The organism is Streptomyces hesseae (assembly GCF_031845785.1).
GTDB lineage: Bacteria > Actinomycetota > Actinomycetes > Streptomycetales > Streptomycetaceae > Streptomyces > Streptomyces hesseae.
Genome location: NZ_JAVRFI010000007.1, coordinates 108,496 through 129,517 on the forward strand (window position 1 = coordinate 108,496; position 21,022 = coordinate 129,517).

The 21,022-nt window shown below is 72.2% G+C and carries 18 protein-coding genes; 4 read left to right on the forward strand and 14 right to left on the reverse strand.

Features of this window, described 5'->3' with window-relative positions; genetic code table 11:
• Positions 1-175: 175 nt before the first annotated feature.
• A complete protein-coding gene (locus RM609_RS13845; RefSeq protein WP_311610837.1) occupies positions 176-1,399 on the forward strand; it encodes an FAD-dependent oxidoreductase in 1,224 nt (407 codons plus the stop codon).
• Between the two features lie 78 nt (positions 1,400-1,477).
• Here RM609_RS13845 and RM609_RS13850 read toward each other — a convergent pair whose 3' ends face one another.
• From RM609_RS13850 to RM609_RS13860, 3 genes are all read right to left on the reverse strand, one after another.
• Complete coding sequence (locus RM609_RS13850) at positions 1,478-2,101, reverse strand: TetR/AcrR family transcriptional regulator (RefSeq protein WP_311610839.1); 624 nt, start codon at positions 2,099-2,101, stop codon at positions 1,478-1,480.
• A 157-nt stretch (positions 2,102-2,258) separates the two neighbouring features.
• Positions 2,259-2,657, reverse strand: a complete 399-nt coding sequence (locus RM609_RS13855) for a RidA family protein (RefSeq protein WP_311610841.1) — start codon at positions 2,655-2,657, stop codon at positions 2,259-2,261.
• 31 nt (positions 2,658-2,688) lie between these two features.
• Entirely contained in the window at positions 2,689-3,852 is a 1,164-nt protein-coding gene (locus tag RM609_RS13860; protein WP_311610842.1) for an acyl-CoA dehydrogenase family protein, read from the reverse strand.
• Positions 3,853-4,009: 157 nt separating this feature from the next.
• Between RM609_RS13860 and RM609_RS13865 the strand changes: the two genes are divergently transcribed.
• Positions 4,010-5,650: an AMP-binding protein gene (locus RM609_RS13865; protein WP_311610844.1), complete on the forward strand. Its 1,641-nt coding sequence runs from the start codon at positions 4,010-4,012 to the stop codon at positions 5,648-5,650.
• Positions 5,643-6,479 (forward strand): PaaX family transcriptional regulator, encoded by an 837-nt coding sequence (locus RM609_RS13870; protein WP_311610846.1) that lies wholly within the window; start codon positions 5,643-5,645, stop codon positions 6,477-6,479. Before RM609_RS13865 ends, RM609_RS13870 begins: the two co-directional genes overlap by 8 nt.
• A 93-nt stretch (positions 6,480-6,572) precedes the next feature.
• Here the strand turns inward: RM609_RS13870 and RM609_RS13875 are convergent, their stop codons facing one another.
• From RM609_RS13875 to mmuM, 7 genes are all read right to left on the reverse strand, one after another.
• Positions 6,573-8,846, reverse strand: coding sequence for a bifunctional salicylyl-CoA 5-hydroxylase/oxidoreductase (locus RM609_RS13875; RefSeq protein ID WP_311610847.1), 2,274 nt, complete (start codon positions 8,844-8,846; stop codon positions 6,573-6,575).
• A complete protein-coding gene (locus RM609_RS13880) occupies positions 8,843-9,670 on the reverse strand; it encodes an enoyl-CoA hydratase family protein (protein ID WP_311610848.1) in 828 nt (275 codons plus the stop codon). Before RM609_RS13880 ends, RM609_RS13875 begins: the two co-directional genes overlap by 4 nt.
• Before the next feature lie 157 nt (positions 9,671-9,827).
• On the reverse strand, positions 9,828-10,829 hold the full coding sequence (gene argF, locus RM609_RS13885) for an ornithine carbamoyltransferase (RefSeq protein ID WP_311610849.1): 1,002 nt from the start codon (positions 10,827-10,829) through the stop codon (positions 9,828-9,830).
• Positions 10,830-10,935: 106 nt separating this feature from the next.
• Positions 10,936-12,168: an arginine deiminase gene (locus RM609_RS13890; protein WP_311610850.1), complete on the reverse strand. Its 1,233-nt coding sequence runs from the start codon at positions 12,166-12,168 to the stop codon at positions 10,936-10,938.
• A gap of 220 nt (positions 12,169-12,388) precedes the next feature.
• Entirely contained in the window at positions 12,389-15,022 is a 2,634-nt protein-coding gene (locus RM609_RS13895; protein ID WP_311611067.1) for a polynucleotide kinase-phosphatase, read from the reverse strand.
• Between the two features lie 56 nt (positions 15,023-15,078).
• The gene (locus RM609_RS13900; protein WP_311610851.1) at positions 15,079-16,644 is read right to left on the reverse strand and encodes a 3' terminal RNA ribose 2'-O-methyltransferase Hen1; all 1,566 of its coding nucleotides are present in this window, start codon (positions 16,642-16,644) and stop codon (positions 15,079-15,081) included.
• A 34-nt stretch (positions 16,645-16,678) separates the two neighbouring features.
• Positions 16,679-17,611 carry a homocysteine S-methyltransferase gene (mmuM, locus tag RM609_RS13905; protein ID WP_438828430.1) on the reverse strand — a complete coding sequence of 311 codons (933 nt, stop codon included), beginning with the start codon at positions 17,609-17,611 and terminating at the stop codon, positions 16,679-16,681.
• 406 nt (positions 17,612-18,017) lie between these two features.
• On the opposite strand from mmuM, the gene RM609_RS13910 reads away from it, so the two are divergent.
• Positions 18,018-18,245 (forward strand): hypothetical protein, encoded by a 228-nt coding sequence (locus tag RM609_RS13910; protein ID WP_438828431.1) that lies wholly within the window; start codon positions 18,018-18,020, stop codon positions 18,243-18,245.
• 20 nt (positions 18,246-18,265) lie between these two features.
• Here RM609_RS13910 and RM609_RS13915 read toward each other — a convergent pair whose 3' ends face one another.
• The 4 genes from RM609_RS13915 to RM609_RS13930 all read right to left on the reverse strand — a co-directional run bounded on the left by RM609_RS13915 (position 18,266) and on the right by RM609_RS13930 (position 20,898).
• On the reverse strand, positions 18,266-18,724 hold the full coding sequence (locus RM609_RS13915) for a DUF6099 family protein (protein ID WP_311610853.1): 459 nt from the start codon (positions 18,722-18,724) through the stop codon (positions 18,266-18,268).
• Between the two features lie 118 nt (positions 18,725-18,842).
• On the reverse strand, positions 18,843-19,193 hold the full coding sequence (locus RM609_RS13920) for a nucleotide pyrophosphohydrolase (protein ID WP_311611073.1): 351 nt from the start codon (positions 19,191-19,193) through the stop codon (positions 18,843-18,845).
• A gap of 122 nt (positions 19,194-19,315) precedes the next feature.
• The gene (locus RM609_RS13925) at positions 19,316-20,464 is read right to left on the reverse strand and encodes an AAA family ATPase (protein ID WP_311610855.1); all 1,149 of its coding nucleotides are present in this window, start codon (positions 20,462-20,464) and stop codon (positions 19,316-19,318) included.
• Positions 20,465-20,490: 26 nt separating this feature from the next.
• The gene (locus RM609_RS13930) at positions 20,491-20,898 is read right to left on the reverse strand and encodes a cell division protein SepF (RefSeq protein WP_311610857.1); all 408 of its coding nucleotides are present in this window, start codon (positions 20,896-20,898) and stop codon (positions 20,491-20,493) included.
• Positions 20,899-21,022 lie beyond the last annotated feature (124 nt).

The window sequence follows — 21,022 nt, forward strand, 5'->3', positions numbered from 1 at the left end:
ACTATTTTATGCCGCTTTATCAATCGGCGACCTCCCCAAAGCACCCGAAAGGGCTCCCCCGGAGGGGTCGTTGTCGCTCCCCGGCGGGCATGCGTAGACTCCCGACTGACCGAGCGGTCAGACTTTTAACCGCACGGTCAGTCGTCGTCATCCACCGTGAGGGGAGCGGAAAGAAATGGAACGCACGACCTGCTGTGTGGTGGGGGGCGGGCCCGCGGGCATGATGCTCGGGCTGCTGCTCGCCAGGGCCGGCGTCGAGGTGACCGTGCTGGAGAAGCACAAGGACTTCCTGCGGGACTTCCGCGGCGACACGGTCCACCCGTCGACGCTGCGGCTACTCGACGAACTCGGCCTGGGCGAACGGTTCGCGCGGCTCCCGGCCCGCCGGCTGGACACGGTCCGGATGCACATCGGCGACACGATCGTGCCCCTGAGCGATCTGCGCCGCATCCCGGGCCCGCACAAGCACATCGCGATGGTCCCGCAGTGGGACTTCCTCGACCTGCTCGCGAGCGCGGCCGCCGAGGAGCCGTCCTTCACCCTGCGGATGCGCACGGCAGTCACGGACCTGCTCACCGAGGGCGGCCGGGTCACCGGCGTGCGCTACGAGGACGCGGACGGCGCCACCGGGGAGATCACGGCGGACCTCACGGTCGCCTGCGACGGCCGTGACTCGCTGGTCCGCGAGCTGGCGGGGCTGCGGCCCGACTACTTCGACGTCCCCATGGACGTCTGGCAGGTCCGGGTGCCCGCGCAGGCCGACGGCGCCAAGGACGGCGCGGTCTTCATGCGCGCCAAGGGCGACCAGTTCGCGACGACCATGGACCGCGGCGAGTACTACCAGACCTCCTACCTCATCAAGAAGGGCACCGACCAGGAGCTGCGGGCCAACGGGATCGAGTGGTTCCGCGCCCGGATAGGCGACCTGTTCGGCTGGGGCGAGGAGGTGACGGACACGATCCGCTCGTGGGACGACGTGAAGCTGCTCGACGTGACCATGGGCAGACTGCGGCGCTGGTACCGGCCGGGGCTGCTGTGCGTCGGGGACGCGGCGCACATCATGTCGCCGACCGGCGGCGTCGGCGTCAACCTCGCGGTGCAGGACGCCGTGGCGGCCGGGCGGATCCTCGCGGAGCCGCTGCGGAACGGCTCGGTCTGCGTGCACGACCTGGAGCGGGTGCAGAAGCGCCGGCTGCTGCCGGTGGCCGTCGTCCAGCGGTCGCAGCTCGCCGAGCACGAGACCCTGCTGCGGCCCGCCCTCGCCGGCACGCTCGACCCCGGCCGGCTGCCGGTGCCGTTCCGGCTGCTGCGGCGCGTTCCGGCGCTGCGGACGCTGACCGGGTATCTGGGCGGGGTGGGGATCCGCCCCGAGCACGTGCCCGCCTTCGCCCGGCGCTGACAAGGGCCTGGGGACGGGGGGGAACGAGGGGGCCGAGGGGGCCGAGGGGGCCGATCCGGTGCCGGGACCGTACGGGGGTCAGTCCTGGCGCCGGATCGCGCTCAGCGTGAACGCCTCCAGCTCGTCGGCCGCCGCGTCGAGGTCGTAGTCGGGGTGGACGAGCCAGTGGGAGATCACGTTGTCGATCGCGCCGCCGATGGCGAGCGCCACGGTGCGGGTGTCGAAGGCGCGTACCTGGCCGGCCTCCTGCCCCCGGGCCAGGAGGCCGGCCAGGTGCTGCCAGCGGTCGCCGGTGTCGTGGGAGCCCGGCGTCTTGAGCCGGGTGCCGTCCTGGTCGTCGAGGAGCATCTCGGTGATGACGCGGACGTGCCGGCGGTTGGCCTGCTGGTACGAGATCATCGCGCGGACGTACGCGACGATCGCGGCGCACGGCTCGGTCTCGCGCTCCACCCGCTCCTGGACATGGGCCGCGAACCGCTCCATCACGTGCTCGAGCGTGAGCCGGGCGAGGTTGTCCTTCGACGAGAAGTGGTAGAGGACGGCGGCCTTGGAGATGCCGGCCGCCTCGGCGATCGCCGAGAGCGAGGTGGCCGGGTAGCCCTTGGTGGAGATCAGGTCGATGGTGCACTCGACGATCTGCTGCCGCCGGGCCCGCTCGGTGAAGGTCAGGGCCTCGGGGTCGGCACTCCGACGAGGGGCCATCGACACGCCGCCTTTGCTCTCACTCGGCTCCGCTCTCGCTCGGCCACGGACGCCGCGAGGGCTTCCCCGGGCACGGTTCCACGAACGCTTCTGCGAACCGCTGCAAACGGTACACCGGGCGCCCCGGCCGGAGCAGCACGGCCACCGGACACCACCGTCAGGGCAGCACGGCCAGCCCCTCCAGCTCCACCAGCGCCTCCTCGTCCCAGAGCCGGACCACGCCGACGACGGCCATCGCCGGGTAGTCATGGCCCGCCAAGCGCCGCCAGATCCGGCCGAGTTCACGGGCGTGCGCCCGGTACGCCCCCACGTCCGTCGCGTAGACCGTCACCCGGGCCAGGTCCTCCGGGCCGCCCCCGGCGGCCCGGAGGGCGGTCAGGAGATTGGCCAGGGCCAGCTCGAACTGCTCCGGCAGGCCGCCCGCCACGACCGTCCCGTCCTCGTCGAGCGCGGTCTGCCCGGCCAGGAGGACCAGCCGGCCGCCGGTGGCGACGACGGCGTGGCTGAAGCCGCGGGGCGGGGCGAGAGTGGCGGGATCGATCCGTTCCAGACCCATCAGGACGGTTCCTCACTCACCGGGTCCCCGCTCACCTGTACAGCTCCTTCGCGATGATCGTGCGCTGCACCTCGCTCGCCCCCTCGTAGATCCGGGGGGCGCGCACCTCCCGGTAGAGGTGCTCCAGGAGGTGGCCGCGGGCCAGGGCGCGGGCGCCGTGGATCTGGACGGCGGAGTCGACGACGTACTGGGCGGTCTCGGTGGCGAAGAGCTTGGCCATCGCCGAGCGCGCGGCGACACCCGGCTCCCCCGCGTCGTAGGCCGAGGCGGCCGACTGGACGAGCAGGCCGGCCGCCTCGGTGCGGGTGGCCATCTCGGCGAGCAGATGGGAGACGGCCTGGAGGTCCTTCAACGGGCCGCCGAACGCCCGGCGTTCGCCCGCGTGGGCCACCGAGGCGTCCAGGGCGGCCCGGGCCATGCCCACCGCGAAGGCCCCGACGCTGGGGCGGAACAGGTCGAGGGTGGCCATGGCCAGCCGGAAGCCCCGGCCCACCTCGCCGACGACGTCGCCGGGGCCCACGGGCACGCCGTCGAAGGTGAGTGTGCCCAGGGGGTGCGGGCCGAGCATCTCCAGCGGTTCGCCGCCGAGGCCGGGGCGGTCGGCGGGTACGAGGAAGGCGGTGACCCCGGCCGCTCCGGACCCCGGGCCCGTCCGCGCGAAGACGGTGTAGACGTCGGCCTGGGGGGCGTTGGAGATCCAGCGCTTCTCGCCGTGGAGCCGCCAGCCCGCCGCCCCGGACGCCGGCCCGGACGCCGCCCCGGACGTCACCCCGGCCGGCTCCGCGCGCAGCTCCAGGGCGGCCGCGTCCGAGCCCGCGCCCGGCTCGCTCAGCGCGAACGCGGCCACGGCCCGGCCCGCCGCGATCTCCGGCAGCCAGCGCGCCCGCTGTGCCCGGTTGCCGTGGGCGACGACGGGGTGGGCGCCGAGACCTTGCAGGGCGAGGGCCGTCTCGGCCTCCGTGCAGGCGTACGCCAGCGATTCGCGCAACAGGCAGAGATCCAGGGCGCGTACGGGCCCGGCCAGGGGCACCACCCGGGAGAGCAGACCGAGTTCGCCGAGCGTCGCGAGGAGCGGCCTGTTGACCCTGCCGGGAGCGCCCCGGTCCGCGACGGGGCGCAAGCGGCGGGCGGCGAGCGCGCGCAGTTCCACGGAGCCCTTGCGCCGCTCCCCCTCCCCTGTGAACGGTGTGGCCATCCGACCCACCCTTCTCTCGCGTGGTTTATCGCGCCATCGCGCTCTATTGACTGCCGTCACCAACTCGATACGCTGACAGTGGATCCGCGTCGCTGGCAAGACCCCCGTTCACCTCCGTTTTCTCCGGTGATTCCGCCGACGAGGGGGCGCATCCGCGATGGAGCTCATGCCATCGGCCCATATCGACACCTTCCCGCGCGACCATCTCCCGCCCGCCGCCCAGTGGCCGGAACTCCGCTTCGGCCTCCCCGGTGCCCCGGACCTGCGCTACCCCGACCGCCTCAACTGCGCCGAGCGCCTGCTGGACGCCACGGTGGACCGGCTGGGCCCGGAGCGGCCCGCGGTCCTGGACGACACCGGGGGCGTCTGGTCGTACGGCCTGCTCAAGGAGCACGTCGACCGGATCGCGCACGCCCTCACCGAGGACCTGGGCGTCGTACCCGGTAACAGAGTGCTGCTGCGCGGCCCCACCACGCCCTGGCTCGCGGCCTGCTGGCTGGCCGTGCTCAAGGCGGGCGCGGTGGCGGTGACCGTCCTGGCCGCGCAGCGCCCGCACGAGCTGGCCACCGTCTGCCGGATCGCCCGCGTCCGGCACGCGCTGTGCGACGCCCGGTCGGCCGACGACCTGCACGCGGCGAACATAACGGACTTACGCATCACGCTGTACGGCGGAAACGCACCCGACGACCTTCTGCGGCTCTCGGCAAATAAACCCGCATCCTACGGTGCGGTGGACACCTCCGCCGACGACGTCGCCCTCATCGCCTTCACGTCCGGCACCACCGGACACCCCAAGGGATGCGTCCACTTCCACCGCGACGTCCTCGCCATCGCCGACACCTTCTCGGCGCGCGTACTGCGGCCCCGCCCGGACGACGTCTTCGCCGGCAGCCCGCCTCTCGGCTTCACCTACGGCCTCGGCGGCCTCCTCGTCTTCCCGCTGCACGCCGGCGCGTCCACCGTACTGACCGACTGGGGCGGCCCCGAGCGTCTGCTCGCCGCCGTTCAACGGCACCGCGTCTCCGTCCTGTTCACCGCGCCGACCGCCTACCGCGCGATGCTGGGCGCCCTCGGACCGTACGACGTGTCGTCCCTCCGCCGGTGCGTCTCCGCGGGCGAGCACCTGCCCGCCGACCTCTGGCACGCGTGGCGGCGTGCGACGGGATTACGCCTGATCAACGGCATCGGCGCCACCGAAATGCTGCACGTCTTCATCTCCGCCGCCGACGACCGCATCCGCCCTGGCACGACCGGCCTCCCCGTCCCCGGCTACGAGGCACGCGTCGTCGGCCCGGACGGCGCGCCCGTGCCCGACGGGTGCCCCGGCCTGCTGGCCGTACGCGGCCCCACCGGCTGCCGCTACCTCGCCGACGAACGGCAGCGCGTGTACGTACGCGACGGCTGGAACCTCACCGGCGACACCTACGTCCGCGAGCCGGACGGCTACTTCCGCTACGTGGCCCGCGCCGACGACATGATCGTCTCTGCCGGATACAACATCGCGGGCCCCGAGGTAGAGGAGGCCCTGCTGCGCCACCCCGACGTCCTGGAGGCGGCCGTCGTCGGCCGCCCGGACGAGCGGCGCGGACAGATCGTCGTCGCCCACGTCGTCCTGCGGGAGGGAGTGCCGTCCACCGCAGAAACGGTCGCGGACATACGAGAGTTCACCAAAAAGGAGATCGTTCCGTACAAGTGCCCTCGCGAGATCGTGTTCCTCACCGCCCTTCCCCGTACGCCCACAGGCAAATTGCAACGCTTTCGCCTGCGTTCCGGAGCTTTACAGTTTCCCCGTGACTGACCAGCAACCGCTTCACACCCCCCGCTCCCTCATCGTCACCTTCTACGGCGCGTACGGGCGCGGGGACGCCGGCGACCCCGCCGCGCCGGTGCCGATCGCGGCCCTGATCCGGCTGCTGGGCGCGGTGGGCGTGGACTCGCCCTCGGTGCGGTCGGCCGTCTCCCGGCTCAAACGCCGCGGCCTGCTCGTGGCCGGCCGCACCCCCGCCGGCGCGGCGGGCTACGGACTGTCCGACGGCGCCCGGCAGTTGCTGGACGACGGCGACCGGCGCATCTACGGCCGCTCCTCGGCCCGCGCGGGCCACGGCTGGCTGCTGGCCGTCTTCTCCGTACCCGAGCACGAGCGGCACAAGCGCCACCTGCTGCGCTCCCGGCTCTCCCGGCTGGGCTTCGGCACGGCGGCCCCCGGTGTGTGGATCGCCCCGGCCCATGTGCACGAGGAGACCCGGCACACCCTGGAGCGGCTCGGCCTGGCCTCCTACGTCGACCTGTTCCGGGGCAGCCACCTGGGCTTCGAGCCGACCGCCGAGTCGGTCGCCCGCTGGTGGGACCTCGACGCGCTGGCCGCGCAGCACCGCGCGTTCCTGGACGCCCACGAACCGGTCCTCCGCCGCTGGTCCCGCCGCAAGCCGGTGCCGCCGGAGGCGGCCTACCGCGACTACCTGCTGGCCCTCGACCGCTGGCGCCGCCTCCCGTACGCCGACCCCGGCCTCCCGGCGGGCCTCCTCCCCACCGACTGGCCGGGCGGCCGCGCGGCCCGAGTCTTCGCGGCTCTGCACGCACGCTTGCGGGACGCGGGCGCGCAGTTCGTGACACCGGCGCTGGCGTAACGCAATCCAGCCCGTCCAGGCGACCTATCCAGCCCCTCCGGCGTTTGAGGAGCGGGGTCCGGGGCGGAGCCCCGGGAAACCGGGGCCTCCTCCCTACGCCCGCCGCCCCGCAGGCGGCCTCCGACTCCCCGCCCGGTACGGCAAAGGCCAAGGCGCCCCCGGACCCGAATACCCCTGCTCCGCCGCCGCATGCAACGTCCAGTTCGGATCGTACAAATGCGGCCGCGCCAACGCGCAAAGATCCGCCCGCCCTGCCAGGATCAGCGAATTGACGTCGTCCCAGGACGCGATCGCCCCGACAGCGATCACCGGCACCCCCACCTCCCTGCGGATGCGATCCGCGAACGGCGTCTGGTACGAGCGCCCGAACGCGGGCCGCTCGTCCGGCACGACCTGCCCGGTGGAGACGTCGATCGCGTCCGCGCCGTGCTCGGCGAAGGCCCGGGCGATGGCGACGGCGTCGTCCGCGGTCGTACCGCCCTCGGCCCAGTCCGTCGCCGAGATCCGGACGGTCATCGGCCGCTCCGCCGGCCACACCGCGCGTACGGCGTCGAAAACCTCCAGCGGAAAGGCCAGCCGACCGGTGAGACCGCTGCCGTAGGCGTCGGTGCGCTGGTTGGTGAGCGGCGAGAGGAAGCCGGACAGCAGATAGCCGTGCGCGCAGTGCAGCTCCAGCAGATCGAACCCGGCGCGCGCCGCGGCCTCCGCCGACCGCACGAACTCATCCCGCAGAACGGCGAGTTCGGGCACGTTCAAGGCGTGCGGCGTCTGGTTGACCCCAGCCCGATACGGAATGGCCGAGGGGGCGACGAGGGGCCAGTTGCCCTCGGGGAGGGGCTGGTCGATGCCCTCCCACATCAGCCGCGTCGACCCCTTCCGTCCGGAGTGGCCGAGCTGGACCCCGATGGCCGTGCCGGGAGCCCGCCCGTGGACGAAACCGACGACGCGTTCCCACGCCCGCTCGTGCTCCGGCGCGTACATCCCCGTGCATCCCGGTGTGATGCGCCCTTGGGCGCTGACGCAGACCATCTCGGTCATCACCAGCCCCGCGCCGCCGAGGGCGCGGGCGCCGAGGTGGACGAGGTGGAAGTCGCCCGGAGTGCCGTCCGTGGCGGAGTACATGTCCATCGGGGAGACGACGACACGGTTGCGCAGGGTCAGCCCGCGCAGTTCGAAGGGCGTGAACATCGGCGGAGTACCGGCCGGGACGCCCGCCTCCTCCTCCACGGCGGCGACGAAACCGGGGTCGCGCAGCCGGAGGTTGTCGTGAGTGACGCGGCGGCTGCGGGTGAGGAGGTCGAAGGCGAACCGGCGGGGCGGCCCGTCGACGCGGACGGCGAGGTCCTCCATCCACTCCATGCTGGCGCGGGCCGCCCGCTGGAGGGACTCGACGACGGGGCGGCGCTCGGCCTCGTACGCCGCCAGGGCCTCGGTGACGCTCGTAACGCCGCCATCCAGATGAGCGGCGAGGGAGACCGCGTCCTCAAGGGCGAGTTTGGTGCCGGAGCCGATGGAGAAGTGGGCGGTGTGGGCGGCGTCCCCCAGCAGGACCGTACGCCCGTGGGACCAGCGCTCGTTGACGACCGTGCGGAAGACGTTCCAGGTGGAGCGGTTGGAGCGCAGGGCGTGGCCTTTCAGCAGCCTGGGGAACCAGCCGGCGCAGGCGTCGAGCGACGCCTGCTCGTCGCGGCCGTCCAGGCCGGTGCGGCGCCACACTTCCTCCCGCATCTCGACGATGACGGTGCTGGCGTCCGGCCCGAAGGGGTAGGCGTGGAGCTGCATGACGCCGTACGGGGTCTCGGTGATCTCGAAGCGGAACGCGTCCAGGGCGTAATCGGTGGCGAGCCAGATATAGCGGCAGCGGTGGGAGGTGACGGTGGGGCGGAAGTGGTCACGGTGGGTGTCGCGAATGCGGCTGCCGGCGCCGTCGGCGGCGATGACGAGGTCGTACGAGCGGGCCAGCTCGGCGGCGGGCGGCGCCTGCGCGCGGAAGCGGACGGTGACGCCGAGCTCGCGACAGCGCCGGTGGAGGAGGTCGAGGAGACGGTGACGGCCGAGGGCGGCGAAGCCGTGGCCGCCACAGGTGACGGTGCGGCCCCGGTGGACGACGTCGACGTCCTCCCAGCTGACGAGATCGCGGTGGAGGGCGGCGTGGAAGACGGGGTCGGCGGTCTCGATGCCGTCGAGGGTCTCGTCGGAGAGGACGACGCCGAAGCCGAAGGTGTCGTCGGGGGCGTTGCGCTCCCAGAGGACGATGTCGCGTTCGGGCGCCTGGCGTTTGAGCAGGGCGGCCGCGTAGAGACCGGCGGGGCCGCCGCCGACGACCGCGATCCGGGCCGCCGCCGGGGCGGTCACCGGGGAGGTCACCGGCCCCGCCACACGGGAGGCCGCTTCTCGGTGAAGGCGGCGTGGAACTCGGCGTAGTCCGCGCTGTTCATCAGGAGGGCCTGGGTGGCGGCGTCGAGTTCGAGGGAGGCGGCGAGGGGCATGTCGAGTTCGGCGTTGAGCAGGGCCTTGGTCTGGGCGTGGGCGAGGGCGGGCCCCTCGGCGAGCCGGCGGGCGAGGTCGCGGGCGGCGGCAGGCGCGCCGCCCGGTTCCGTCAACCGGCTGATGAGGCCGATGCGTTCGGCCTCGGGCGCGTGGACGGGCTCGCCGAGCATCAGCAGCCGGGTGGCGTGGCCGAGGCCGACGACGCGGGGCAGGAGGTAGGCCGCGCCCATGTCGCCGCCGGAGAGTCCGACCCGGGTGAAGAGGAAGGCGAAGCGCGCGGTCGGGTCGGCGACCCGGAAGTCGGCGGCGAGCGCGAGGACCGCGCCGGCGCCGGCCGCGACCCCGTGCACGGCGGCGACCACGGGGAAGGGGCAGTCGCGCAGGGCCCGGACGGTCTGGCCGGTCATGCGGTTGAAGTCGAGGAGGCGGGCGGTGTCCATGGCCAGGGTCGCGCCGATGATGTCGTCGACGTCGCCGCCGGAGCAGAAGCCGCGCCCCTCGCCGCCGAGGACCAGGGCGCGTACGGAGCCGTCGCGGGCCAGCTCGGGGAGGAGGTCGCGCAGGTCGGCGTAGGCGCCGAAGGTGAGGGCGTTGAGCCGGTCGGGGCGGTCGAGGGTGACGGTGGCGACGCCGGAATCGAGGGTCAGGCGCAGGTGCCGCCATTCCTCGGTGCGGGACGCGGAGCCGGTGAACGGGCTCATGGAGCACGGCCTCCTTCAGCCGGACGGCTGGTGCCTGCCCGGTGAAGCTATCACCGTTGTGTGACTGTCGTCACGAGTGCGCGATAGGGCTTGGGGCGGCTTGAAGCTCTGTCGCGCACTCGTGACGGTGAGGCGAAAGCGGTCGCGATGGGCGGGGTCAGCGGCCCAGGGTCGCCACCATCAGGGCCTTGATGGTGTGCATGCGGTTCTCGGCCTGATCGAAGACGACCGAGTGGGCGGACTCGAAGACCTCGTCGGTCACCTCCAGCGAGGTCAGGCCGTGACGCTCGTGGATCTCACGGCTGATCGAGGTGCCGAGGTCGTGGAAGGCGGGCAGGCAGTGCAGGAACTTCACGGCGGGGTTGCCGGTCGCGCGCAGAACGTCCATGGTGACCGCGTACGGCGCGAGGAGGGCGATACGGGCGTCCCAGACCTCCTTGGGCTCGCCCATCGACACCCAGACGTCGGTGGCGACGAAGTCCGCGCCGTGCACGCCCTCGGCGACGTCGTCCGTGAGCGTGATCCGGGCGCCGCTGGCCGCTGCCAGCCGCCCGGCCTCCTCGATGATCTCCTGGGCGGGCCACAGCTCCTTGGGCGCCACGATCCGGACGTCCATACCGAGGAGGGCGCCGGTGACGAGGTAGGAGTTGCCCATGTTGTAGCGGGCGTCGCCGAGGTAGGCGTAGGCGACGCGCTCCAGCGGCTTGGAGGTGTGCTCGGTCATGGTGAGCACGTCGGCCAGCATCTGGGTGGGGTGCCACTCGTCGGTGAGGCCGTTGTAGACGGGCACCCCGGCGTGGGCGCCGAGCTCCTCGACGACATCCTGACCATGACCCCGGTACTGGATGGCGTCGAACATCCTGCCGAGCACCCGTGCGGTGTCCCGGACGGACTCCTTGTGGCCGATCTGGGAACCCGCCGGATCGAGGTAGGTGGTGCGAGCGCCCTGGTCGGCGGCGGCCACCTCGAAGGCACAGCGGGTCCGGGTGGAGGTCTTCTCGAAGACGAGCGCGATGTTACGGCCCTGGAGACGGCGCTCCTCGGAGCCCGTGCGCTTGGCGGCCTTGAGCTCCGCGGCCAGTTCGATCAGGCCGTGGAACTCCTCGGCGGTGAGGTCCGTCTCCTTGAGGAGATGGCGGCCCTTGAGGTCTGTCGCCATGGCATGGGCTCCTACGTCGTCAGCGGCTGTAGCGAAAATCGGAAGTATATACAGCCTGCCACATTCTTATACACTCGCCTAGAGGGCTGCGGCCCAGTTCAAAAGGCTAGGCTCCCGGCACCGGGTCCCGCTCGACCGGGCAGCTCATACAGCGCGGCCCGCCCCGGCCCCGGCCCAGCTCGCTGCCCGGGATGGTGATGACCTCGATACCGTGCTTGCGCAGATATGTGTTGGTCGTCGCGTTGCGCTCGTAGGCGACCACGACGCCCGGCTCTATCGCCAGGACGTTGCAGCCGTCGTCCCACTGCTCGCGCTCGGCCGCGTGGACGTCCTGCCTGGCGGTCAGCACCCTGATGGAGTCGAGGCCCAGGGCAGCGGCGATGGCGCGGTGCATATGCTCCGGCGGGTGGTCGGTGACCTTGAGCTCGCTCTCGCCGACGCCGGGCTCGATCGTGTACGAGCGGAGCATGCCCAGGCCCGCGTACTGGGTGAAGGTGTCGCCGTCCACCATGGTCATCACGGTGTCCAGGTGCATGAACGCCCGCCGCTTGGGCATGTCCAGCGCCACGATCGTACGGGCCGACCCGGCCGCGAAAAGGCCTCTGGCCAGCATCTCCACGGCCTGCGGGGTGGTCCGCTCACTCATCCCGATGAGGACGGCACCCTCGCCGATGACCAGCACATCGCCGCCCTCGATGGTGGAGGGGTAGGCCACCTGCCCATCGCACCAGACGTGGAAGCCGCCCGGGGCGAAGAGCGGATGGTGACGGTAGACCGCCTCGTAGTGCACGGTCTCGTGCCAACGGGCGGGCCAGCGCATGGCGTTGATGCTCACCCCGTCGTAGATCCAGGCCGAGGTGTCGCGGGTGAAGAGGTGGTTGGGCAACGGATTGAGGAGGAAGTCGTCCAGGTCCATGGCGTGGAAGCGGATGGAGACAGGCTCGGCGTGCCGCTCCAGGAACTCCCGCTTGGTCATCCCTCCGACGAGCCAAGAGGTCAGCTCGGCGGCCGGCATCCCGTCGAAGGCGGCCCGCAGATGGTCGGTGGCGAGGGGGCCGTACTCCTTCTCGTCGAAGACCCGGTCCAGCACCAGCCCCCGGGCCGCCGGTGACCGCAGGCTCTCCTCCAGCAGGTCCTGGAAGAGATGCACCTCCACTCCGCGCTCACGGAGGACATCCGCGAAGCCGTCGTGCTCGGCGCGGGCGCGGCGGACCCAGAGCACGTCGTCGAAGAGAAGAGCATTCTTATTGGAGGGCGTGAGCCGCTTCAGCTCCAGGTCGGGGCGGTGCAGAATGACGCGGCGCAGCCGCCCGGCCTCGGAATCGACATGGAATCCCATTCCCCCATCCTGACCCCAACCCGCCACGTTCACTCGGCGACCGGGGCACGGAGTGCCAAGTGATCACGACCGGGGGGAGGCGGCCGACGCGCTACCGCGCCCCGTAAGGGGCGCGGGGCCGTGTCGATATGCGGCTACCGCCGCGTGGGCGCGACCAGCCCCCACCGGCCCGCAGGTGACCGGACCACCCGGACCGCGAAACCGCCGGAGGCGACGCGCGCTAGAGCCGCGGATCCACCGGCTCGGACTCCAGTGCGAGAACGGCGAAGACCGCCTCGTGGACCCGCCACAGCGGCTCCCCGGCCGCCAGCCGGTCCAGCGCCTCCAGGCCCAGCGCGTACTCGCGCAGGGCGAGTGACCGCTTGTGGCCGAGGTGGCGTATGCGCAGCCGCGCCAGATTCTCCGGGCGGGTGTACTCGGGCCCGTAGATGATCCGCAGATACTCGCGGCCCCGGCACTTGATGCCCGGCTGGACGAGTCTGCCGTCCTCCCCGCGCACATACGCCTGGAGCGGCTTGACGACCATGCCCTCACCACCGGCCGCGGTGAGGTCGAGCCACCAGCGGGTGCCCTCGGCGACGGACGTCTCGTCCCCGGTGTCGACGACGATGCGGCGGGTGGGAGCGAGCAGCCCGGCGGAGGCGCCCGCGTCCTGTGCCACGATCCGGTCGATCATCGCGAGCTGCTCGTCGTGCGGGACCGTGGCCAGGTTGCGGCCCTCGGCGGCCAGGATCTGGAACGGCGCCAGCCGGATCCCGTCCAGCCCGTCCCCGCCCTCGTCCCCGTCGGCCCGGCCGTCGGTGCCGGCGGCCGAGCCGACGGTCCAGCAGTAGCGGCGGTACGCCTCCGTGAAGGCCTCGGCGTCCTCGGCCCGCTCACGCTGCCGGCCGAGCAGTTCGGCGACGTCCAGCCCCCGCGCTGCGGCGGACTCCAGGGCCGCGAGCGCACCCGGGAAGACCACGCCGGAGGCCGCGCCCACGGCCGCGTACTGGTTGCGCAGCAGCCCCTGGGCCTTGAGGGACCAGGGCATCAGCTCGGCGTCCAGCAGCAGCCAGTCCGTGGTCAGCTCCTCCCACAGCCCGGCGCCCGCCACGCAGCGGCCCAGCCGTTCCAGGAGACGGGTGGCCACCTCGGTGTCGTCGAAGAACGGCCGGCCCGTGCGGGTGTACACCGCGCCGGGCACGCCCTCGGGCAGCCCGAAGCGCTCACGGGCCGTGTCCGCGTCACGGCAGACCAGAACCACGGCCCGGGAGCCCATGTGCTTCTCCTCGCACACCACCTGGCGCACACCGTCGGTGCGGTAGGCGGCGAAGGCCTCCGCCGGGTGCTCCAGGTAGCCCTCCTCCTTGGAGGTGGCGCAGGGGGCCATGGTCGGCGGCAGGTAGACCAGCCGGCGGGGCTCGACCGCGAAGCGGCTCATGACCTCCAGGGCCGCCGCCGCGTTCTCCTCCTTGACCGCCACCTTGCCCAGGTGCCGGGTCTCCACGACGCGGCGGCCGGTGACGTCGGCGAGGTCCAGCGGGCGGCCGTCGGCGCCGCCGGGCGCCTCGCCGATCAGCGGCCGCAGCGGCTCGTACCAGACGCGCTCGGCCGGCACGTCCACGAGCTCGCGCTCGGGCCAGCGCAGCGCGGTCAGCTTTCCGCCGAAGACGGCACCGGTGTCCAGGCAGATGGTGTTGTTGAGCCAGGTGGCCGTGGGGGTCGGGGTGTGGCCGTAGACCACGGCGGCCCGGCCGCGGTAGTCCTCCGCCCATGGGTAGCGCACGGGCAGGCCGAACTCATCGGTCTCGCCCGTCGTGTCGCCGTACAGCGCGTGCGAGCGGACCCGGCCGGAGGTGCGGCCGTGGTACTTCTCGGGCAGCCCCGCGTGGCAGACGACCAGCGCGCCGCCGTCGAGAACGTAATGGCTGACGAGCTCGCCGATGAACTCCCGCACCCGCTCCCGGAACTCCGGGTCCCGCTCCGCCTCCCGCTCGAGCTGCTCGATCGTCTCGGCGAGGCCGTGCGCGACCTTGACCTGACGGCCGCCGAGGAAGCGGCCGAGCTTGTTCTCGTGGTTGCCGGGGACGCACAGGGCGTGCCCGGCGGCGACCATGCCCATCACCAGGCGCAGCACACCGGGGCTGTCGGGGCCCCGGTCGACGAGGTCGCCGACGAAGACGGCGGTACGCCCCTCGGGGTGCGCGGCGTCCACGGGACGGCCGGCGTCGTCGCGCACGAGGTCGTAGCCCAGCCGGATCAGCAGGCTCTCCAGCTCGGAGCGGCAGCCGTGGATGTCACCGACGATGTCGAACGGGCCGGTGATGTGCCGCAGGTCGTTGAAGCGGCGTTCGCGCACGATCTCGGCGGAGTCCGTCCCGGCCGTGCCGCGCAGGACGTGCACCTTGCGGAAGCCCTCGCGCTCCAGGTGTCGCAGGGAGCGCCGGAGCTCGCGCTGGTGTCGCTGGATGACGCGACGGGTCAGGGCGGCCCGGTCGGGCCGGGTGGCGTTGCGCGCGGCGCAGACGTCCTCGGGGATGTCGAGGACGATCGCGACGGGCAGCACATCGTGCTCCCGTGCCAGGGCGACGAGCTGTTTACGGGCCTCGGGCTGGACGTTGGTGGCGTCGACGACGGTCAGCCTGCCGGCCGCGAGGCGCTTGCCGACGATGTAGTGCAGGACGTCGAAGGCGTCCTTGCTGGCGCTCTGGTCGTTCTCGTCGTCGCTGACCAGGCCTCGGCAGAAGTCGCTGGAGACGACCTCGGTCGGCTTGAAGTGCCGTGCGGCGAAGGTGGACTTGCCGGATCCGGTGGCCCCGACGAGGACCACGAGCGACAGGTCGGGAACGGCCAGGCTCACCCGGCCCTCAGCCATGCGCTCCTCGGCCGTGCCCTCTTCCGTGGTACGGCTCTCCGTTGTGCGGTTCTCGGTCATGCAGTCCTCGCCTCCTTCGCGCTCTCGTCGGTGCCGCGCGGTTTGTCACTCACACCATTAACGTCGTTCACATCGTTGTTCTTGCCCTTGTACGTCTTGCCCTTCGCGTCCGCGCCCTCGCTCGCGTCGTTCCTGTGGAACGCGGCCATCTGCGTCGGCGGCCCCACCTCGGGGTCGTCGGGGCCCACGGGCAGGAACTCCACCGCGTACCCATGGCGCTCGGCGACCCGCTCGGCCCAGGCCCGGAACTCCTTCCGGGTCCACTCGAAGCGGTGGTCCGCGTGGCGGACGTGCCCGGCCGGCAGGGTCTCCCAGCGGACGTTGTACTCCACATTGGGCGTCGTCACGATGACCGTCGCCGGGCGGGCCGCGCCGAACACCGCGTACTCCAGGGCGGGCAGCCTCGGCAGGTCCAGGTGCTCGATGACCTCGCTGAGCACGGCGGCGTCATAACCGGCGAGCCTGCGGTCGGTGTAGGCCAGGGAGCCCTGGAGCAGTGCCACACGGGCCGCCTGCCGCTCCGGCATCCGGTCCAGGCGCAGCCGCCGCGAGGCCTCCTTCAGCGCGCGTATCGACACATCGACGCCCACGATCTCGGTGAAACGGACGTCCTTCAGCAGCTCCCCCACCAGCTGTCCCTGGCCGCAGCCGAGGTCGAGCACCCGGGACGCCCCGGACCGGCGCAGTACGTCAAGGATCGCCGCACGGCGCTGCACCGCCAGCGGTACGGGCCGCTCCTCGGTGTCCGCCGTCTCGTCGACCGCATTGTCCAGCACCTCGGCCTCGGTGTCGTCGGTCTCTGCCAGCCGGGCCAGCGCCAGGCGGTCGAGAGCGTCACGGGTGAGGCCCCAGCGGCGGGAGAGATAGCGGCTGGTGATCAGTCGCTGCTCGGGGTGGTTTTCCAGCCAGCCCTCGCCGAAGCGCAGCAGCTTCTCCACCTCGTCGGGCGCGACCCAGTAGTGCTTGGCGTCGTCCAGCACCGGCAGCAGCACATACAGCTGCCGCAGCGCCTCGACCAGCCTCAGCTCCCCTTCCAGCGCCAGCGACACATAGCGCGAGTCGCCCCACTCGGGGAACCGCTCGTCCAGTGCCACCGGACGGGCGTCCACCGTCCAGCCCAGCGGTGCGAAGAGCCGCTCCACGAGCGCGGCACCACCCCGGGCGGGCAGCGCCGGGATCTCGATGCGCAACGGCCGTACCTGACTCGGCAGTTCGGGCCGGGCCGCGCACTGACCCTTGATGGCACTGGAGAACACGCTGCCGATCGCCACGGCCAGCAGCGAGGAGGCCGCATAGGGCCGGTCGTTGACATACTGCGCCAGCGCCGAGTCGGGAGCGCCACCCCTGCCCCGGCCCTTGCCGCGCCGGACGAGCGCCACCGGATCGACCTCGAGCAGCAGCGCCGCCGTGCAGCGCTCCACGCCGGCCTCGGGGTAGAGGACATGCGCGGTGCCATGGGAGGTGGAGAACCGCTGCGCCTTGTCGGGGTGCTTGTGCAGCAGGAATCCGAGGTCGGTCGCGGGGTTCTCGGCGTCGCCGGAAGTACTGATCGTCAGGAACACACGGCCGATTATCCGGGTCCGACTCGCCGGATTCCTACTGGTTTTCCAGCAGCGCGGCCAGCTCCGCGATCCGTTCCGGGCCAACGCGGCAACAGCCGCCGATGAGCCGGGCCCCTGCGGCCCGCCAGACCGCGACCCGCGCGGGATCGAATGTCGCACTCCCCCGCCAGTCCCTTGCTCGCGCATCCCATCCCTCCCCACTGTTCGGATAGACCACGACCGGTTTCCCCGTCACCCGCGCGGCGATCTCCACCGCCCGGTCCGCATCGCCCGGCGCACAGCAGTTGACCCCGACGGCGATCACCTGATCGTTCCCGGCGGCCACCGCGAACGCCTCCGCCAGCGGCTGCCCCGCCCTGGTGGCCCCACCCTCGATGCTGTACGACAGCCACACCGGCACCCCACAGCCCCGTACTGCCCGCAGCAGCGCCCGCGCCTCGTCCACATCCGGCACGGTCTCCAGCGCCAGCGCATCCGGCCCGGCCCCGGCCAGTGCCTCGATCCGCGGCCGGTGGAACCGCTCCAACTCCGCGACGCTCAGCCCGTACCGCCCCTTGTACTCGCTGCCGTCCGCGAGCATCGCCCCGTACGGCCCGACGGACGCGGCGACCCAGACCTCCCTCTCAGCCCGCGCGGCCGCCCGGCGCGCCAGCTCCGCACTCCGCCGCAGCAACGCGGCCGTCTCCTCCCTCCCCACGCCCCTTTTCGCGAACCCTTCGAAGGTCGCCTGATAGCTGGCCGTGATGAGCACCCGGGCACCCGCCCGGACATAGGCCGTGTGCGCGGCCTCGATCTGCGCGGGCTCATCGGCGAGCAGCCGCGCCGACCACAGCTCGTCGGTCAGGTCACAGCCCTGGGCCACCAGCTGATTGGACAGCCCGCCGTCCAGGACGAGCGGCCCGCGAGCGAGCGCGGCCGCGAGCGGTGCGACAGTCAGCGCGTCCGGCACATCAGACGCGTCGGGCACGTCAGACACGTCGGGCGATGTGACAGGCAACGCGTCAGACGACGTGACAGGCAAGGCATCGGACGGCATGCCGGGCGGTGTATCAGAGGCGGACATCAAGGGTGTTCCTCCAGCGCTGGGCGGGCCTCTCCCCACCACTATCACGCCTCCCTCCGCACACCTCCGTCCCACTTGCTCGAACAGACGTCAACAGGCCGCCTCACGCCTTCCCCTACTCACTCCGGCCGGGTGAAATTCCCCCGTGCCGGACGGCCCACGGCGCCTCCGCCAGTGTCCGCCGTGTCCAGCTGATCGTTGGCTCGGGCGGAGCCGGACCGCCCGGCCCGCGCACCGGTGCCCACTGCCGGAGGCGACGATCGCAACGCCGCCCGACCGCACGGGGAGGGCGAGGGCCGAGGAGGCCACCATGACCCAGGAAGCCGCGCCCGACGAGGCCATGCCCACCCAGGCCGCTTCCCCACAGCAGGGCGCACCCAAGGGCCTGCTGCAACAAATGGAGGAGCTGATGGCGGCGCTCAACGCCGATCTGACGCAGCTCGACGCCGACCTTCAGTCGTCGGAGCGACGAGCCGAGGACGAGCCCGAGGAGCCCGCCGAGCCCGCCTCGCCCAGGGGCGGCACCGGCAAGGACTGACCTCCACACCCCCGGGCCCCTCATGCCGCACCGCCTCGCGTCCGCAGGGCGAGCCGTCTGAGTAGCCCTCCGATCCTGTCGCTGGTCTCGTCGGCGGCGTCGATCGCCTCTATGCACTGCCAGTAGACGGCGTCCTCCTCGCAGGCGCCGGCGACGCCCACCAGCGCGATGCCGACCTCGCCCAGGAGCTCGCCGAGGTCCGTCAACGCCGCCCAGGGGTCGCGCACTTCGGCGAGCTGCGCCGCCCGTAGACCTCCGGACCGCAGCGCGGTCTGGCGCAGCGCTCCGGAGGCCCGGGCCCCGGCCTCGCTGAGGCCGAGGGCCGCCGCGCGCGCCTCGAAGGGTCCGTGCAGGGCGACATGGCTGCCGATGGCCTCGGCCAGCGCCTGTGCCTGCCATGCCTCCGCGACGATGTCCCGCACCTCCCTGGCCTGCGCCAGGGCGTGCCGAGTGGCCACGATGAGCCGCACTGCCTCCATGACCGTCCCCCATGTTTCCCGTCTGCCCGCTCTCACTACCCAGAGTGATGACTAACCGCCGGAAAAGCCAGGGGAATTCAGAAATCTGTGGATACCAAATGCGGTGTGGATAACTCAATCACTCCGGAGAGTGACGACCCTCTTGATTGTCGACGTCGCCGCCGACCCCCTTCGGTGCCGGAAATCGCCGCTCATTTCGGTCGATCTTCGCCGAAAGCGCTGCCAGGGCGTCGATCCCCAGCACCTCGCAGAACTGGAGCAGGTAGGCCAGAACGTCCGCGACCTCGTCCTCGACCCGCGCGGCCGTCGAGGGTTCCTCCATCACCCGGGCCGATTGCTCCGGCGTCAGCCACTGGAAGATCTCGACCAGTTCGGACGCCTCGACGCTGAGCGCCGCGACCAGGTTCTTGGGGGTGTGGAACCGTTGCCAGTCGCGTGCCGCGGCGAAGGCCGCCAGCCGGTCCTGCAACGCCCGGACGTCGAGTCCCGCCGGGGCGGCGGGCTCGTGGTGGGCGCCGCAATTACGGGTGTCGCGGTCGCGGCGGTCGCGGCGGTCTTCCTCAGGGTGTTCCTGATGTTCAGGGTGTTCGCTCACGCCCCCAGGTCTACCATCGACGCCCCGGCCACCTCGTCGGCCACTTCCGCCGCTGTTCCCCGTACCGTCCCCACCAGTCTGATGTGCCCCCGCTCGCACATCCGCGCCGCCAGCCCCAGCAGCTCCCGGGCCTGTCGCGCGTCGAGGCACCGGTCGAGGCCGTCCGCCAGGACCGTGAGCACCTGCCGTGCCTGCAGTACCTCGCCCACCGGGTCCACCGCCAGCACCCCGGGCCCCGTGAGCAGCACCAGGCACAGCGCCAGATAGCGCAGTTCGCCGTCCCCCAGCCGTTCCAGCGGGGTGGTCGCCCCGGCCTGCCGCGCCAGGACGGCCCGTACGAACCCGCCGTCGAGGCCCTCCACGGAAAGTCCGTCGACCGGGCCGCGGCATCCCGCAGCCGCAGCCGTGACCAGCAGGGCATGCCGGATGACGCACTCGTTGCGGGTGCGCCCCAGGACCGCGGCAACGTTGTCGCACGCGCCCCGCAGCCGCCCGTCACGCGCGGCGACCGGTGCGCGCATCAGCTCGGGCCGGGGGTCGCAGGGGAAGACCGAGCGCAGGGCGATCACCACTTGTTCGGCCGCGTCGAGGACCATCCGCTGCCCGGCGGTCTTCCCCGCGACCCGCAACGGCAGCAGCGCCGTGCCCAGCCGGTCATCGGGCAGGGGCGCGCGGGTGACGGGCACGGAACCCGCCGTGTGCCAGGCGGCCTCGACCCTCGGCAGCCCCGGGTCGCGCAGCGCCGTGGAGAGCAGCGTCAGCCCCGCCCCCGTCAGCCGTTCGCCGACCACGCGCAGTTCGGGCTCGGCCTGAACGGCCACGTCGAGCAGAACCGGGCCCATCGGCCCCTCCACCGTGCACCCGATCCGGAAGCCCCGTCTCCCCTGGGCGTCGGGCCTGGCCTGCTGCGGTACGCACGCCTGGGCGCCGCCGGCCACCGGGGCGAGCGCCTCGTCGAGGGTGTCACCGCCCGCGAGCCGGGCGAGGGTCTCGTACGCCTCCAGGGCGCTGGACTTGCCACTGCCGCTGCCGCCCCTGAACAGGGTCAGCGGGCCGAGGGCGAAGACAGCGTTACGGTGCGACTTGAAAGCGGAAACCCGCAGTTCGGTGACGACGGGGCGCTGGTGCGGATTGGCGGCGTCCATGCCTGAGGACCGTAGGCGGCACTTCGTCAGCCAAACCGTTTCATCTGATCATTCTTCCTACGATCGGGGTACCCGGAGGCCACCTCGGTCCCTTCGGGGGCCAGCAGGAAGACATTGGTGTCGACTCGGTGCATGGCACTGCCCAGCCCGAAGACGACACCGCTGGAGAAGTCGAGGATGCGCTTGGCCACATCGGTGTCGGCGCTCGTGAGGTCGAGCAGCACCGGAACGCGAGCGATCAGATGCTCGGCGACCTCGCGGGCGTCCGCGAAGATCTGCACCCGGAGCACGACGAGCCGTCGCTGTTTCTCCGCGGGCTCCTCCTCGGGCAGGGCCCGGTGGTCGGGCCAGGACGGCCATGCCTGGTGGCCCCTCAGCGGGACGACCTGGGCAAGCCCCTCCCACTGCTCATCGGTGGCCTCGGACCGGTTCACCGGATCACCCCTCCGGGGAACGTGCTGGGTATGTACATCCCGCGATTCTAGGGATAAAAACCCCCGTTAGGCCCAATGACACGCGCCCCGAAGGGGCCGATCGGCCCGGGGGTGGACTCTTCGG

Coding starts and splice junctions, on each gene's coding strand:
- RM609_RS13845 (WP_311610837.1), top strand. CDS start 176: ATGGAACGCACGACCTGCTGTGTGGTGGGGGGCGGGCCCGCGGGCATG.
- RM609_RS13850 (WP_311610839.1), bottom strand. CDS start 2,101: ATGGCCCCTCGTCGGAGTGCCGACCCCGAGGCCCTGACCTTCACCGAG.
- RM609_RS13855 (WP_311610841.1), bottom strand. CDS start 2,657: ATGGGTCTGGAACGGATCGATCCCGCCACTCTCGCCCCGCCCCGCGGC.
- RM609_RS13860 (WP_311610842.1), bottom strand. CDS start 3,852: ATGGCCACACCGTTCACAGGGGAGGGGGAGCGGCGCAAGGGCTCCGTG.
- RM609_RS13865 (WP_311610844.1), top strand. CDS start 4,010: ATGGAGCTCATGCCATCGGCCCATATCGACACCTTCCCGCGCGACCAT.
- RM609_RS13880 (WP_311610848.1), bottom strand. CDS start 9,670: ATGAGCCCGTTCACCGGCTCCGCGTCCCGCACCGAGGAATGGCGGCAC.
- argF (WP_311610849.1), bottom strand. CDS start 10,829: ATGGCGACAGACCTCAAGGGCCGCCATCTCCTCAAGGAGACGGACCTC.
- RM609_RS13890 (WP_311610850.1), bottom strand. CDS start 12,168: ATGGGATTCCATGTCGATTCCGAGGCCGGGCGGCTGCGCCGCGTCATT.
- RM609_RS13895 (WP_311611067.1), bottom strand. CDS start 15,022: ATGGCTGAGGGCCGGGTGAGCCTGGCCGTTCCCGACCTGTCGCTCGTG.
- RM609_RS13910 (WP_438828431.1), top strand. CDS start 18,018: ATGACCCAGGAAGCCGCGCCCGACGAGGCCATGCCCACCCAGGCCGCT.
- RM609_RS13915 (WP_311610853.1), bottom strand. CDS start 18,724: ATGGAGGCAGTGCGGCTCATCGTGGCCACTCGGCACGCCCTGGCGCAG.
- RM609_RS13925 (WP_311610855.1), bottom strand. CDS start 20,464: ATGGACGCCGCCAATCCGCACCAGCGCCCCGTCGTCACCGAACTGCGG.